The organism is Gemmobacter nanjingensis (assembly GCF_014652195.1).
GTDB classification, from domain to species: domain Bacteria; phylum Pseudomonadota; class Alphaproteobacteria; order Rhodobacterales; family Rhodobacteraceae; genus Gemmobacter; species Gemmobacter caeni.
The window spans coordinates 497,843-512,396 of sequence record NZ_BMYI01000002.1 but is presented as its reverse complement, the minus strand read 5'-3'; the positions used below and the strand labels follow the sequence as shown (position 1 = coordinate 512,396).

General features: G+C 64.5%; 16 protein-coding genes. 13 read left to right on the top strand and 3 right to left on the bottom strand.

Translation table 11 applies throughout. The annotated features are described in order from the left end of the window. Positions 1–66 precede the first annotated feature (66 nt). The 4 genes from hpt (at position 67) to IE126_RS07480 (ending at position 2,244) form a co-directional block, all read left to right on the top strand. The gene (gene hpt, locus IE126_RS07495) at positions 67–612 is read left to right on the top strand and encodes a hypoxanthine phosphoribosyltransferase (protein WP_054303556.1); all 546 of its coding nucleotides are present in this window, start codon (positions 67–69) and stop codon (positions 610–612) included. After that, positions 609–1,103: a mismatch-specific DNA-glycosylase gene (locus IE126_RS07490; RefSeq protein WP_054303555.1), complete on the top strand. Its 495-nt coding sequence runs from the start codon at positions 609–611 to the stop codon at positions 1,101–1,103. Before hpt ends, IE126_RS07490 begins: the two co-directional genes overlap by 4 nt. Further along, on the top strand, positions 1,100–1,273 hold the full coding sequence (locus IE126_RS07485; RefSeq protein WP_170120515.1) for a hypothetical protein: 174 nt from the start codon (positions 1,100–1,102) through the stop codon (positions 1,271–1,273). Before IE126_RS07490 ends, IE126_RS07485 begins: the two co-directional genes overlap by 4 nt. Positions 1,274–1,356: 83 nt before the next feature. Next, a complete protein-coding gene (locus IE126_RS07480; RefSeq protein WP_189380603.1) occupies positions 1,357–2,244 on the top strand; it encodes a c-type cytochrome in 888 nt (295 codons plus the stop codon). A 73-nt stretch (positions 2,245–2,317) separates the two neighbouring features. Here IE126_RS07480 and lipA read toward each other — a convergent pair whose 3' ends face one another. Further along, a complete protein-coding gene (gene lipA / locus IE126_RS07475; protein ID WP_054303554.1) occupies positions 2,318–3,268 on the bottom strand; it encodes a lipoyl synthase in 951 nt (316 codons plus the stop codon). A 105-nt stretch (positions 3,269–3,373) separates the two neighbouring features. Here lipA and IE126_RS07470 point away from each other — a divergent pair, with 105 nt between their 5' ends. Beyond that, positions 3,374–4,054 (top strand): aquaporin, encoded by a 681-nt coding sequence (locus IE126_RS07470; protein WP_108126782.1) that lies wholly within the window; start codon positions 3,374–3,376, stop codon positions 4,052–4,054. A gap of 32 nt (positions 4,055–4,086) precedes the next feature. On the opposite strand, the gene IE126_RS07465 is transcribed toward IE126_RS07470, so the two are convergent. Then, positions 4,087–5,208: a DUF6456 domain-containing protein gene (locus IE126_RS07465; protein WP_189380602.1), complete on the bottom strand. Its 1,122-nt coding sequence runs from the start codon at positions 5,206–5,208 to the stop codon at positions 4,087–4,089. A 230-nt stretch (positions 5,209–5,438) separates the two neighbouring features. On the opposite strand from IE126_RS07465, the gene IE126_RS07460 reads away from it, so the two are divergent. Beyond that, a complete protein-coding gene (locus IE126_RS07460) occupies positions 5,439–5,732 on the top strand; it encodes a DUF6477 family protein (RefSeq protein WP_108126786.1) in 294 nt (97 codons plus the stop codon). A gap of 69 nt (positions 5,733–5,801) precedes the next feature. On the opposite strand, the gene IE126_RS07455 is transcribed toward IE126_RS07460, so the two are convergent. After that, positions 5,802–7,352 (bottom strand): trimethylamine methyltransferase family protein, encoded by a 1,551-nt coding sequence (locus tag IE126_RS07455; RefSeq protein WP_189380601.1) that lies wholly within the window; start codon positions 7,350–7,352, stop codon positions 5,802–5,804. A gap of 255 nt (positions 7,353–7,607) precedes the next feature. On the opposite strand from IE126_RS07455, the gene guaA reads away from it, so the two are divergent. The 7 genes from guaA (at position 7,608) to IE126_RS07420 (ending at position 14,547) form a co-directional block, all read left to right on the top strand. Beyond that, positions 7,608–9,167 carry a glutamine-hydrolyzing GMP synthase gene (gene guaA / locus IE126_RS07450; protein WP_054303549.1) on the top strand — a complete coding sequence of 520 codons (1,560 nt, stop codon included), beginning with the start codon at positions 7,608–7,610 and terminating at the stop codon, positions 9,165–9,167. Further along, a complete protein-coding gene (locus IE126_RS07445; RefSeq protein WP_189380600.1) occupies positions 9,164–9,442 on the top strand; it encodes a putative quinol monooxygenase in 279 nt (92 codons plus the stop codon). The genes guaA and IE126_RS07445 overlap by 4 nt, the downstream gene beginning before the upstream one ends. A 72-nt stretch (positions 9,443–9,514) precedes the next feature. After that, positions 9,515–10,408, top strand: coding sequence for a DMT family transporter (locus tag IE126_RS07440; RefSeq protein WP_189380599.1), 894 nt, complete (start codon positions 9,515–9,517; stop codon positions 10,406–10,408). A gap of 98 nt (positions 10,409–10,506) precedes the next feature. Beyond that, on the top strand, positions 10,507–11,676 hold the full coding sequence (locus IE126_RS07435) for an OmpP1/FadL family transporter (protein WP_054303546.1): 1,170 nt from the start codon (positions 10,507–10,509) through the stop codon (positions 11,674–11,676). 116 nt (positions 11,677–11,792) lie between these two features. Next, complete coding sequence (locus IE126_RS07430; RefSeq protein ID WP_189380598.1) at positions 11,793–12,662, top strand: ATPase; 870 nt, start codon at positions 11,793–11,795, stop codon at positions 12,660–12,662. A 24-nt stretch (positions 12,663–12,686) separates the two neighbouring features. Next, positions 12,687–13,610, top strand: a complete 924-nt coding sequence (gene metA / locus IE126_RS07425; RefSeq protein WP_054303544.1) for a homoserine O-acetyltransferase MetA — start codon at positions 12,687–12,689, stop codon at positions 13,608–13,610. Next, positions 13,603–14,547, top strand: a complete 945-nt coding sequence (locus tag IE126_RS07420) for an alpha/beta fold hydrolase (protein ID WP_229825301.1) — start codon at positions 13,603–13,605, stop codon at positions 14,545–14,547. Before metA ends, IE126_RS07420 begins: the two co-directional genes overlap by 8 nt. The last annotated feature ends 7 nt before the right edge of the window (positions 14,548–14,554 follow it).

The window sequence follows — 14,554 nt, the reverse complement described above, 5'->3', positions numbered from 1 at the left end:
CACCCCTTTCCGCGATGGCCTTCCCCCGGTATTGGGAAATGGATGCAGGGAAATCAAGGGGGAGCCATGCCGCAGCGTCCTTATGTGATCGACCAGATGATCTCGGCCAAGGCCATTGCGGCGCGGGTCGAGGCGCTGGCGCGCGAGATCACCACGCATTTTTCCGGCACGGACAAGCTGGTGGTTGTGGGGCTTCTGCGCGGATCTTTCGTGTTCATCGCCGATCTGGTGCGCGAGATCGACCTGCCGGTCGAAGTGGATTTCCTTGAGGCGTCGAGCTACGGAAATGCCATGGAATCCAGCCGGGAAGTTCGAATTCTCAAGGACTTGCGCGGCGAGATTGCTGGCCGGGACGTGCTGGTGGTGGAAGACATCGTCGATACCGGCTTCACGCTGAGCCATGTCGTCCGGCTGCTGCGATCGCGCGAGCCGAAGCGGATGGAGGTTTGCGCCCTGCTTGACAAACCTTCGCGCCGCGAGGTCGATATCCGCGCCACCTGGACCGGATTTGAAATTCCCGATGAATTTGTCGTGGGTTACGGCATCGACTTCGCGCAACGAAACCGCAATCTGCCCTTCATTGGCAAGGTGCGGTTCACCGACCCGGAATGATCCTCCCGGATTACCTGCGCCCCGGCCTGCGGATCGTGTTCTGTGGCACTGCCGCCGGAACCGCCTCGGCCAGGCACGGGCATTACTATGCCGGGCCCGGCAATCGCTTCTGGCCGATGCTGCACGAAACCGGGCTGACCCCGCGTCGGTTGCGGCCTGACGAAGATCACCTTTTGCCGGATTACGGCCATGGACTCACCGATCTGGCAAAAACCGCCTTCGGGCCGGATGCCAGAATTCCGGCGCAAAGCTATGATCCGGTGTCCTTATTCGAAAAGATCAACGATGTTCGGCCCGCCGTTCTGGCCTTCACCAGCCTGACCGCTGCCCGATTGGCGCTGGGTCGCCCCGAAGCCGCCGCAGGCCCGCTGGCCAGCGAAAGCGGCCTGCCCGGAATCCGGCTTTTTGCTTTGCCTTCGCCCTCGGCCCTTGCGAAAAGCCATTTCAGCGCGACACCATGGCATCGGCTGGCAGAGGAAATACGCGGATGAACATGCACTGGCTGCTTCGTATGGCGCGCTGGGCGCGCAATCCTCCGTCAGAGGGACGGGTGAAACTGGTTCTGGGGGTGATTGCGGCCTGTCTGGTTCTTGCCGGGATCGAATGGGTCTGGGGCTGGCCTGACTGGCTGACGACACAGAAAATCCCGCGGATGCCGTGATCACGCAGCCGTGACCATCCCTGCGGGGTGCCGCGACGAAAAATTCGCGCTAGCATGAGCCGGATCATTCGATGGAGACGCCGATGCGCCTGCTGCCCAGCCTCGCTGCCCTCGCCCTGCTTGCCGCCGGGACCGGCTGGTGGCTCACCGCACCGAAGCCGCTGCCCGACAGTACCTTCGCCGGGGTAACCGGGGATGCCACCCATGGTGAACAGGTGTTCACCGCCGCAGGCTGCGCCTCTTGCCACATGGCGCCCGGGGCGGAAGGCGAAGCGCAGCGGGTCCTCAGCGGCGGGCAGCGCTTTGCCTCGCCGTTCGGCACCTTCCTCGCGCCCAATATCTCGCCCGATCCGACACAGGGCATTGGCGGCTGGACGCTGGCGCAATTCGGCAATGCCGTGATGCGCGGCGTGTCGCCCGAGGGCGAACATTACTACCCCGCCTTTCCCTACAGCGCCTTCAACAAGATGACGGTGCAGGATCTGGCAGATCTGAAGGCGTTCATGGATGCTCTGCCGCCCGATGCCACGCCCAGCCTGCCGCATGAGGTGGGCTTTCCCTTCAACATCCGGCGCAGCCTTGGCGGCTGGAAGCTGCTGTTCCTGCGCGACGACTGGGTGATCGACGGCACATTGAGCGAACCCGAAACCCGCGGCCGCTATATCGCCGAGGCGCTGGCGCATTGCGGCGAATGCCACACGCCGCGCAACCTGCTGGGCGGGCTGGAGCGTGGCCGCTGGCTGGCTGGGGCACCCAACCCTTCTGGCCAAGGCACGATCCCCAACATCACCCCCGCGAAACTGGGGTGGAGCGAGGATGAGATCGTCGAATACCTGACCTCGGGCTTCACGCCGGAGTTCGACAGCGTGGGCGGTCATATGGCGCATGTGGTGGAGAACATGAGCCGGTTGCCGGAGAGCGACCGTCAGGCGGTGGCCGCCTATCTGAAGAAAGTGCCCGCATCGGAATAAGGCGCGCTGCCGGAGGAGGGCGCCAAAATTCTTGAGCAAGAATTTTGGCCCCGGCCCCTCTGGCGCGCGCTGCTCAGGCCTGGCTCAGCTTCGCCAGCCGCGCCGCGCGCAGGCGCGCGAAATCGTCACCGGCGTGATAGCTCGACCGGGTCAGCGGCGTGGCCGACACCATCAGGAACCCCTTGCCGAAGGCTGCCTTTTCGTAAGCTGCGAATTCCTCGGGCGTGACGAAACGGTCGACCCGGTGATGTTTCGGCGTCGGTTGCAGATATTGCCCGATGGTCAGGAAATCGACATCGGCAGAGCGCATGTCATCCATCACCTGCCGCACACCCTGTGCATCCTCACCGAGCCCCACCATGATGCCGGATTTGGTGAAGATCGCCGGGTCCATCTCTTTCACCCGCTGCAACAACCGCAGCGAATGAAAATAGCGCGCGCCGGGCCGCACGGTCGGGTAAAGACCCGGCACGGTTTCAAGGTTGTGGTTGAACACATCGGGCTTGGCCTCAACCACGACCTCCAGCGCGCTTGCATCGCATTTCAGGAAATCCGGGGTCAGGATTTCAATGGTGGTCTCGGGTGCGCGATGGCGGATGGCGCGGATGGTCTGGGCGAAATGCTCTGCCCCGCCGTCGGCCAGATCGTCCCGGTCCACACTGGTGATGACCACATGCTTGAGGCCCAGCGTCTGCACCGCATGGGCCACGCGGCCGGGTTCGAACACATCCAGCGCATCAGGGCGGCCGGTCGCCACATTGCAGAAGCTGCATCCGCGGGTGCAGATGTCGCCCATGATCATCATGGTGGCGTGCCCCGCGCTCCAGCATTCGCCGACATTGGGGCAGCCCGCTTCCTCGCAGACCGTGACAAGCTTGTTCGCCTTCAGGATGTCGCGTGTATCCTTGTAGCCCTGCGAAGTGGGCGCCTTGACCCGGATCCACGAAGGTTTCTTCGGCTGCTCCTGATCGGGGCGGTGCGCCTTTTCCGGGTGGCGCTGATCGGGAAGCTTGAGGTCGCGCATCGGATTTTTCCCCCTGACGGCCGCGTGTCACCGGACATAAGCCTTTTGGCACGGGCTGACAACATGTCGTCGGCCCCCGAGGGATTGTAATCAGTGGAGGCTCTCATGCCCAAGAAAATCATTGCCGAGGCTTTCGGCACCATGGTCCTTGTCCTGTTCGGCTGCGGATCGGCCGTTCTGATGGGCGATCACATCGGAATGATGGGAATTGCGCTGGCCTTCGGCCTGTCCATCGTTGCGGCGGCCTATGGGATCGGGGCGATCTCGGGCGCGCATCTCAACCCGGCGGTGTCGCTGGGCATGGTGACGGCGGGGCGGATGCAGATCGGCGCCTTTGTCGGCCATGTCGCGGGTCAGGTCATTGGCGCGATCCTCGGCGCGGCGGTGCTTTATATGATCGCGAGCGGCCGCGCCGGATATTCGATTGCCGTAGACGGGCTGGGGCAGAACGGGTTCGGTCCGGGCTATCTGGGCGAATACGGTCTGGGTGCGGCGCTGGTCTTTGAATTCGTGATGACCTTCATCTTCGTGACGGTCATCCTTGGCGCCACCGGCCCCGGCTCGGTTGCCGGGTTTGCCGGTCTCGCCATCGGCCTGACGCTGGTGGGTATCCACCTTGTCGGCATCAATGTGACCGGCGTTTCGGTCAACCCGGCGCGCAGCCTTGCCCCGGCGCTGTTCGTCGGTGGCAAGGCGCTGGCGGACCTCTGGGTCTTCATCGTGGCGCCTCTGGCGGGCGGAGCGCTGGCGGGTATGGTCAACGCGCTCGGCTTCACCCGCGCCTGAGCGCTGCGTGGGCGGCCCTGCGCGGGGCCGCCTTATCCGATCAGCGGACCGGCGCGGCCATAGGTTTCATCATAATGCCGACGCAGCCGTTGCAGTGCGATCCGCAGTACGATCTTGCCCGAGCGCGCGGCCCAGCCCATGCGCTTTTCCGCGACCTCCAGCCCTTCCAGATGGCAGCAGACCCGCAGCGCGACGTCGCCCAGCCCCGGCCCCAGATCGCGCAGGGCAAGCGCCACGCGATCCCGCGCCGCCAGCGGCGCAGCTGAGCCCGGACGGGGCTCGACCATCTCGCCGGCAGGCAGGAACCCATCCCAGCCCTGCGGGATGCGCCCGCCGATCTGGGCCAGTTCGAAATCCTCGCGCAGGCGTTCCGCCGCCTGCACCAGTTCCGGCTCCAGAAAGGCGCGGCCATCCTTGTCGCGCCGTCGTGCCAGAACCGCGACCGGGCTTTCAGTCAGGGTATAACGCAGGCGCCGCGCCGCCGCGCCACCTTCGGCCTCCACAGGATCGGCAGTGCCAAAGGCTGCGGCAGCTTCGGCCAGACCAAAGACGCCGTGATGCGCCTGACGGCGGCGATCCTCCTCCTCCACCAGCCGTTTCAGCGCCGCGCGGCCCTGGGTGGTGATCTCGTAACTGGTCAGCCGTCCCTGCTTACGCACACCGATCCAGTCTTTCAGCGCGAAGGCCTGTGCCACCGCCCGGTCCAGAACCGCCGTCTGCACCATCTTGCCATCCCGCCCCGTGCGCAGGACAGCAGCCTTTTGCATTTCAGGGGCGATGGCCATGACGGCGCCGGGTTCTGCCATACGGCGCAGCACGCGCCGCGCCTCGCGGTCGATCCCGGCTTCATCCAGTGTGACGGGGGTCGGGCGGATCGGGGCGGTCATCTCGGGGGCGTCCTTTCTGTCGGGGTCCGGGGTTACGGAACCAGCCCCCTGCGCCCGCGCCAGTGCGGCCAGCGCCTCGTCCACCAGCGGATCATCGCGCCGCGCCTCGTAGCGGCGCACCTGACGCATGACGGTCGAGGCTGCAAGCCCCTCGCGCCGTGCCAGTTGCCGCAACGACAACCCGTCCTCGGTGTGGTCGAGATACAGCCGCACGGCATCCGGCAGCCATGCGGGTAGGGTGAAATCGGCACTCAGGTTCGGTTCCATGCTCTTTGTCCTGTGGCCCGCCCCCGGCCACCTGCCCCGTTCTTGGACATATGCAACCGTGGGTGGCTTTGGTTACCCGTTCGTTAACAAAAGCGCCAACGCCGGGATGAGCCGGATAATTGTTTACGATCCATGAACAAAAGCTGCGGCTTCCGCGCGGTGACTCCGGCGATGACGCAACGCGAGGTTGCGCCGTGTCATTGTTTCCAGATCGAACACGGGAGACTGCCATGACCGATTTCCGCGCCCTGCTTGCCGACCTGCGCCGCCCGCGCCTTCTGATCCGCGCCGCCCGCTACGGGATGACGGATTACCGCCGCGACCGGGATCTGAAACGGTTGTTGCGTCAGGACAAGCCACTGGGCCCGGAAAAGACCCTGCCCCGGCTGATCGACGAAGAGGAGCGGCTGGAAAGCATCCGCCGCGCGGGCGATGCCAGCTATTCGCTGAACCAACATATCGAGGTATTGATTGCGCTGATGTCGGAATTGCACCTGTTGCCACGCCCGCAACAATCGATCTGACCGGCCGACAGATGGCAAAAGGGCCGCCCCGTGCCGGGCGGCCCTTCATCGTTTCACATTTCGCGACGATCAGATGAAAGCGTCCGGCTCGGCCGCCTTCTTCTGCGCGACATAGGCGTCCAGCGCCTCGCGGATGCCCTCGTCCAGCGCCGGGGCCTGATAATCGCCCAGCAGCTTCTTCACCCGTTCCGAGGCCAGTTGCTCGGTGTCGCGGGCGCCTTCCTCGTCCCAGGTCTCGAAGGGCTTGTAGTCCAGCAGGTCCGAGCGCCAGAAAGCGGTCTTGAAATTCGCCTGGGTATGGGCGCAGCCGAGGTAATGGCCGCCCGGACCGACCTCGCGGATCGCATCCATCCCCTGCCCGTTTTCGTCCACCGAGACGCCCTTCGCCAGATGGTGCAGCGTGCCAAGCTGGTCGGCATCCATCACGAATTTCTCGTAGCTGGAAACCAGGCCGCCTTCGAGCCAGCCGCAGGCGTGCAGCATGAAGTTCACGCCCGCCAGCAGCGCCATGTTCAGGCTGTTCGAGGTCTCGTAAGCCGCCTGCGCATCCGGCAGTTTCGAGCCGCAGAACGACCCGCCCGAACGGTAGGGCAGCCCCAGACGCCGCGCGAGCTGGCCCGCGCCATAGGTGATATGCGCGGCTTCCGGCGTCCCGAAGGTCGGCGCGCCCGAGTTCATGTCGATCGAGGTCACGAAGGCGCCAAAGATCACCGGCGCGCCGGGACGGATCAGCTGGCTGTAGGCCACGCCCGCCAGAACCTCGGCCAGAACCTGCGTCAGCGTGCCTGCCACCGTAACGGGCGCCATGGCACCACCCACGATGAAGGGCGAAATGATCGCGGCCTGCCCGGCCTTGGCGTAAACCTCCAGCGCCCCCATCATCACGCTGTCAAAGGTCAGCGGGCTGTTGATGTTGATGAGGCTGGTCATCACGGTGTTCTGGTCGACGAAATCCGACCCGAACAGGATTTTCGCCATTTCGACCGAATCCGCCGCACGCACCGGCTCGGTCACAGAGCCCATGAAAGGCTTGTCCGACAGCGTCATATGGGCGTGCAGCATGTCGAGGTGACGCTTGTTCACCGCCACGTCGGTCGGTTCGCAAACCGTGCCGCCGCTGTGGTGCAGCCATTTCGACATATAACCCAGCTTCACGAAATTGCGGAAATCCTCGATGGTCGCATAGCGGCGGCCACCCTCACGGTCGCGCACGAAGGGCGGGCCGTAAACCGGCGCCAGCACCAGCGACTTGCCGCCGATTTCCACATTGCGCTCGGGGTTGCGGGCATGCTGGGTAAAGCTCGACGGGGCGGTGGCGCAAAGCTTGCGGGCCAGACCGCGCGGGATATGCACGCGCTCGCCGCGCACATCGGCGCCTGCCGCCTTCCACAACGCCAGCGCGCCGGGGTTTTCCAGGAAGTTGACACCGATCTCTTCCAGAACGGTTTCGGCATTCCATTCGATGATCTGAAGTGCTTCTTCGTTCAGGATCTCGAAATTCGGAATGTTGCGGCTGATGAAGCGCGCGGTATCGAAGCTGATCCCTGTCCGCTCGGCGCGCCGTGCCGCCCCGCCGCCACCGCCGCGTGCCCGACGCCCTGCCGTTGCCACATCGCTCATGTTCAAACCTCCGAAATGCGCGACCCCGCGCGCCGATCTTGCCCCTATATGCCGCCAAGCCGCGCCCGGCCGCCCCCTGTTTGCGTCGCATCCGTCCCAAAAACGACATCCGGCCCTGTCGTCCCGCCGACAACCGCCCTTTATCCTGGCACAAATATCCCACGGGGGTGCGGGGGTGTGAAACCCCCGCGTTCCGCCACCCGTCACAGGCGATTCCGCCTTGCGATTCTGGCCCTGCAAAGCTAATTCCCGGCCATGACACATCCGCATCAACGCCTCCTGATCATCGACTTCGGCAGCCAGGTCACGCAGCTTATCGCGCGGCGCCTGCGCGAGCTGAAAGTCTATTGTGAAATCCACCCGTTCAACCGCGTGAACGAGGCCTTCCTGAGGGAGTTCGCACCGAAAGCGGTGATCTTCTCGGGCGGCCCCGCCTCGGTCTATGCCGAAGGCGCGCCGATGCCTCCGGCGGGCGTGTTCGATCTTGGCGTGCCGATCCTCGGCATTTGCTATGGCCAGCAGGTGATGATGCACTGCCTTGGCGGCCATGTCGAAGGTGGCCATGGCACCGCCGAATTCGGCCGCGCCAGGGTTACCCCGACGGACGACCGGCTGCCGCTGCTGGAGGGCTGGTTCGCGGAAGGCCCCGAACAGGTCTGGATGTCGCATGGCGACCATGTGTCGAAAATCGCGCCGGGCTTTCAGGTCTATGGCACCTCGCCCAATGCGCCCTTCGCCATTACCGCCGATGTGTCGCGAAACTTCTATGCCGTGCAGTTCCACCCCGAGGTGCATCACACCCCGAAAGGCGCGAAACTCTACGAGAATTTCGTGCGTCTGGCGGGCTTCACCGGCGACTGGACCATGGCCTCCTACCGCGAGGATGCGATCCAGAAGATCCGTGATCAGGTCGGCGACCGCAAGGTGATCTGCGCGCTTTCGGGGGGCGTTGACAGCTCTGTCGCCGCGATCCTGATCCATGAGGCCATTGGCGAGCAACTGACCTGTGTGTTCGTCGATCACGGGCTGATGCGGCTGAACGAGGCCGAGGAAGTCGTGACGATGTTCCGCGAGGCCTACAACCTGCCGCTCATCCATGCCGACGAATCCGATCTGTTCCTCGGCGCGCTGGAAGGCGTGTCCGACCCCGAGGTGAAGCGCAAGACCATCGGGCGGCTGTTCATCGAAGTATTCGAGAAACATGCCAAGGCCATCGGCGGCGCTGATTTCCTGGCCCAGGGCACGCTTTACCCCGATGTCATCGAATCGGTGTCGTTCAGCGGCGGCCCCTCGGTCACGATCAAATCGCACCACAATGTCGGCGGCCTGCCCGAGAAAATGGGCATGAAGCTGGTGGAGCCGCTGCGCGAGCTGTTCAAGGACGAGGTGCGCGCGCTGGGTCGCGAACTTGGCCTGCCCGCCAAATTCATCGGCCGCCACCCCTTCCCCGGCCCCGGCCTCGCCATCCGCTGCCCCGGCGAGATCACCCGCGACAAGCTGGAAATCCTGCGCCGCGCCGATGCGGTCTATATCGACCAGATCCGCAAGCACGGGCTTTACGATGAAATCTGGCAGGCCTTCGCTGCCATTCTGCCGATGCGCACCGTCGGCGTGATGGGCGACGGGCGCACCTATGATTACGCCGTGGGCCTGCGCGCCGTGACCAGCGTTGATGGCATGACCGCCGATTACTATCCCTTCACCCACGATTTCCTTGGGGAAACCGCGACGCGGATCATCAACGAGGTCAAGGGCGTGAACCGGGTGTTCTACGACTGCACCTCGAAACCGCCGGGGACGATCGAACTGGAATGATCCGTCTTCGGGGCCAACTCGTCTGTGTCAGCGATACCGAACGCGCGGCCGTGCTGGCGCATGTGGCGGACCATGTTGCGCTGACGCGGGCCGAGCCCGGCTGTCTGAGCTTCGAGATCGCGGAAACCGACGATCCCTTCGTTTTCGAGGTGATGGAAAGCTTCCGCGACCGTGCGGCCTTCGACGCCCATCAGACCCGCACCCGCGACAGCGCGTGGTTTGCCGCCACGCGCGGCATCCTGCGCGATTTCCGCATCGAGGAAATCGGCGACTGATCCGGTTCGCAGGGCTGGACATTCCCCCCGCCGCGCGCCACCACTTTGCGGCGCGACGGGGAGGAACGGGCGATGCAGCAGCAACAACCGCTGAAGGCGGCGATCTGGATGATCGGCTCGATCCTGTCGTTTACGGCCATGGCCATCGCCGGCCGGGCCGTAGCCGGGGTGCATGACACGTTCGAGATCATGCTCTGGCGCTCGGTCACCGGCATTGTGCTCGTGGTCGGGGGGGCGGCGTTGTTCGGTCGGCTGGGCGAGGTGCAGACCAGGCGCCTGCCGCTGCATCTGGCCCGCAACATCTCGCATTTCACCGGGCAGAACCTGTGGTTCTGGGCGCTGACCAGCATTCCGCTGGCGCAGGTCTTCGCACTGGAGTTTACCTCGCCGCTTTGGGTCGTGCTGCTGTCACCTCTGTTCCTTGGAGAAAAGCTGACCCCGGTGCGCGCGCTGGCAGCGGGACTTGGTTTTGCGGGCGCACTGATCGTGGCGCGGCCGGATTTCGGGGCGCTCAATCCGGGCGTGGTGGCTGCCGCCGCTTCGGCCATCGGCTTTGCCGGATCGGTCATCATGACGAAACAGTTGACGCGCAATGAAAGCCTCGTGTCGATCCTGTTCTGGCTCACACTGATGCAGACCGGGCTGGGCCTCGCGGCCGCCGGGATGGATGGCCAGATTGCCCTGCCGACCCAGGCCACCCTGCCCTGGCTCGTGCTGATCGGTGCCTGTGGCGTCGTTGCGCATCTGTGTCTGACCAAGGCGCTGTCGCTGGCCTCTGCCTCGGTCGTCGTGCCAGTTGATTTTGCCCGCCTCCCGATCATCGCACTGGTCGGTATGGCGCTGTATCACGAAGCGCTTGACGCCTGGGTTCTGGTTGGCGGCCTGATCATTCTGGGCGCAAATCTTTTGAACATCCGGGCGGCCACCCGCGCTAATTTGTCACATCGTAACGTAACGAATCCCTGACGTGGCGTCATTGATTGACCGAAAAGCCCGGCACACCCTAGGCTTTCAGTCAACCGGCGGAGGATGCGGCCGGGTTTCAGGAATGAGGGGAGGACGTCATGAAAAGCATCATGACATCTGTTGCGGCTCTGGCCGCCTGCGCAGGCGCGGCGCAGGCCGGGGGAATTGACCGTTCGGGGCAGCCGATCGGCGTGATTTTCGAGACAGGCAACTACGTCGAACTGAGCTATGGTCAGATCAACCCGAGCGTGACGGGCAACGATCTGGCAATCTATGGTGGCCGTCCGACCGGCAGCGTGGCTGACAAGCACAGCCTGCCCGGACTCGCCCTCAAATACGACTTCAATGACAAGCTGTCGGGCGCCCTGATCTACGATCAGGCTTATGGGGCAGACATCCTGTATGATCCTGCGCAATCGGTGATGCTGGGCGGTACCGAGGCGAAGGTGAACAGCCAGGGCCTGACCGCCCTGCTGCGCTACAAGTTCAACGAGAATTTCTCGGTCCATGGCGGTGTTCGGGCTTCCAAGGCTTCGGGGCATGTGACGCTGAAGGGGCTGGCCTATGGCCCGGCTTTCAACCCGGCGGACCCGACGACCTATCGCTCGCTCAATGGCTATTCCGTCGATCTGGCCGATGACTGGGCCGCGGGCTATGTCATTGGCGCGGCCTATGAAAAACCGGAAATCGCGCTGCGTGTCGCGCTGACCTACTTCTCGAAGATCAGCCACAAGTTCGACTCGGTCGAAACCCTGCCCGGCGGTGCTGCGGCAGCGGCGGGCGCGGCCACGGTGGCCGCCATCACCGAAACCGATACGCCGCAGGCCGTGAACCTCGATTTCCAGACCGGCGTCGCCAAGGATACCCTGGTCTTCGGTTCGGTCCGCTGGGTGGACTGGAGCGATTTTCAGGTGGCGCCGAGCACCTTCTTCGGCCCCACCGCAGGCAGTCTGACCGATCTGGAAGACACCACCACCTACACGCTGGGCGTCGGGCGCCGGTTCAATGAAAACTGGTCGGGGTCGATCTTCGCGACGTGGGAGCCGGGTGGCAGCAAGCTCGTGTCGCCGCTGGCGCCGACGAATGGCTACAAGGGGATTGGTGTCGCGGCGGTCTATACCCGTGACAACATGAAGGTGACCATGGGCGCCCGTTACCTGCGCCTTGGCGATGCGGACCCGGAAACCGGCACGCCCGATGTGGCCCGCGCCAATATGCGCGACAACACCGCCATCGCCGTCGGTGTGAAGGTCGGCTTTACCTTCTGATCACCGGATCATCCCGACCGGAAAGCCCCGCACCCGTTGCGGGGCTTTCTTTTTCGCGTGTATCCGGTTTCGCCCCGCGTTAGGAAGACGGCAAGGATCAAGCGAAGGCGGTTGGAATGATCTACGGCTCGGCACAGGACTGGCGAAAGGCAGAGCGGCGGCGCGTGCTGATGTTCGGCATGTCGGGCCTTGGCAAGACGCATCTGTCTTCGATGCTGCGCGGTGCGGGCGGCTGGTTCCATTACTCCATCGACTACCGGATCGGCACCCGCTACATGGGCGAATTCATCGCCGACAACTTCAAACGTGAAGCGATGAAAGTGCCGTTCCTGCGGGAACTGCTGCTGACGGATTCCGTCTATATCGCCTCGAACATCACCTTTGATAACCTCGCCCCGCTGTCCACCTACCTTGGCAAGCCCGGCAATCCGGCGAAAGGCGGCCTGCCCTTTGCCGAATACATGCGCCGGCAGGACCAGCACCGCGAGGCCGAGGTGGCGGCGCTTCTGGATACCATGCGTTTCATCGACCGCGCCGATGACATCTATGGCTACGGCGATTTCGTCTGCGATTCCGGCGGCTCGATCTGCGAGGTGGTGGACCCGTGGAACCCGGCCGATCCCGTGATGACGGCGCTGTCGCAGAACCTGCTGATGGTCTGGATCAAGGGGTCTGATGCTCATACGGCCGAACTGGTCCGCCGCTTCGACCGGGCACCCAAGCCCATGTATTACCAGCCGCATTTTCTGGAACGAATGTGGGACGAATACCGCAGCATGACGGGCGAGGATGCCATGCAGGTCGACCCGGACGCCTTTGTCCGCTGGACCTATGCCCAGGCTCTTGCCCATCGCCAGCCCCGATATGCCGCCATGGCCGACTGGGGTGTGACGGTCACCGCCGAAGAGGTCGCCGAGGTGCGCGACGAGGCGGGTTTCATCGACCTGATCGCCAGGGCCATTGAAGCGCGCGCCCCGCGCACATAACTGCTCCGCCGAACGGAGAAAGACATGCCGATTACCCTGCCTGAAACCCTGCCCGCCTTCGATGTGCTGAGCCGCGAGGGCATCATGGTCATGAGCCCTGAGCGCGCCGCGCGTCAGGACATCCGCCCCCTGCGCATCGGCCTGCTGAACCTGATGCCCAAGAAGATCCAGACCGAGAACCAGTTCGCCCGGCTGATCGGCGCGACGCCCTTGCAGATCGACTTTCAGCTGATCCGCATGAGCGAACATCAGACGAAGAACACCGCCGCCGAACATATGGAAACCTTCTACCGCCCGTTCTCCGAAGTGGAGGAGACCGGCGAGAAGTTTGACGGCCTGATCATCACTGGCGCGCCCATCGAACATCTGCCCTTCGACGAGGTGACCTATTGGGAAGAATTGCGCCGGGTCTTTGCCTGGACGCAAACCCATGTGCATTCCACCTTCGGCGTCTGCTGGGGTGGCATGGCGATGATCTACCACTTCCACGGCGTGCAGAAACATATTCTGGATCACAAGGCCTTCGGCTGCTTCCGGCACCGCAACCTTGCCCCCGCCTCGCCCTATCTGCGCGGGTTCTCGGATGATTTCGTCATCCCGGTCAGCCGCTGGACCGAGATCCGGCAGCCCGAGGTAGCGGCGCGCCCGGCCTTGCGGACCCTGCTTGGCTCTGACGAGGTCGGCCCCTGTCTGGTTGAAGACCCGGCGCATCGCGCGCTCTATATCTTCAACCATTTCGAATATGACAGCGACACGCTGAAACAGGAATACGACCGCGACGTGGCGCAGGGCACGCCGATCAACGTGCCGATGAACTACTACCCCGACGACGATCCCTCCCGTCCGCCGCTGAACCGCTGGCGCAGCCATGCGCATCTGCTTTACGGCAACTGGATCAACGAGATCTATCAGACCACGCCGTTCAAGCCGGAGGAGATCGGTGCTTGAAAGCCTGATCGCCGGGGGGGCGCTGGCGGCTTTCGGGGCCTTTGGCACCCGCCGCCGTGCCGCCCGGCGCGAGGCACGGCGTAAGGCGGCCTTTCCCCCCCTGGGGCGGCTGGTGACCTTGGAAGGCCACAGACTGCATCTGTTGCAGATGGGCAGCGGTCCCGATCTGGTGATGATCCATGGAGCCAGCGCCAACCTGCGCGAGTTCGCCATGGACCTGGCGCCGCGTCTGGCGGGGCGGTTTCGCATCACGCTGATTGACCGGCCCGGCCTCGGCTGGTCAGATCCTGTGCCGGAAGATACGCCGGGGGAACAGGCGCGCCTGATGCGGCTGGCGGCGGAAAGCGCGGGCGTCGCCCGGCCACTGGTGCTCGGCCATTCCTACGGCGGCGCGGTGGCGCTGGCCTGGGCGTTGCAGGCACAGGTGTCCGGGGTGCTGATGCTGGCTGGGGCCGCGATGCCGTGGGAGGGCGGGCTCGGCTCCTGGTACCGGCTGACCGCCTCTGGCATGGGCCGTGCGCTGGTCATTCCGCTGGTCAGCGCTTTCGTGCCAGCCCGCCAGATCGACCGCAGCATCGCGGCCACCTTCCTGCCGCAACAGCCGCCGCCCGGCTATTCCAAGGCCGCCGGTGTCGGGCTTCTGCTGCGCCGCGACACACTGGCCCGCAATGCGCGTCAGGTGAATGCGCTGCTGCCGCAGATCAGGGCCATGCAACCACAGTACCATACAATTGGCGCGCCTGTAGAAATCCTGCATGGTGACGCCGATACAATCGTGCCGGCCCATGTCCATGCCGGGCCGCTGGCAGCCCTGTTGCCCGATGCGGCGGTCACCCTGCTGCCCGGCCTTGGCCATATGCCGCACCAGACCCACCCCGAGGCTGTCGAGGCCGCCGTGATGCGCCTTGCGGCCCGTGCGGGCCTGCGCCTAGAGTAACCCAGAG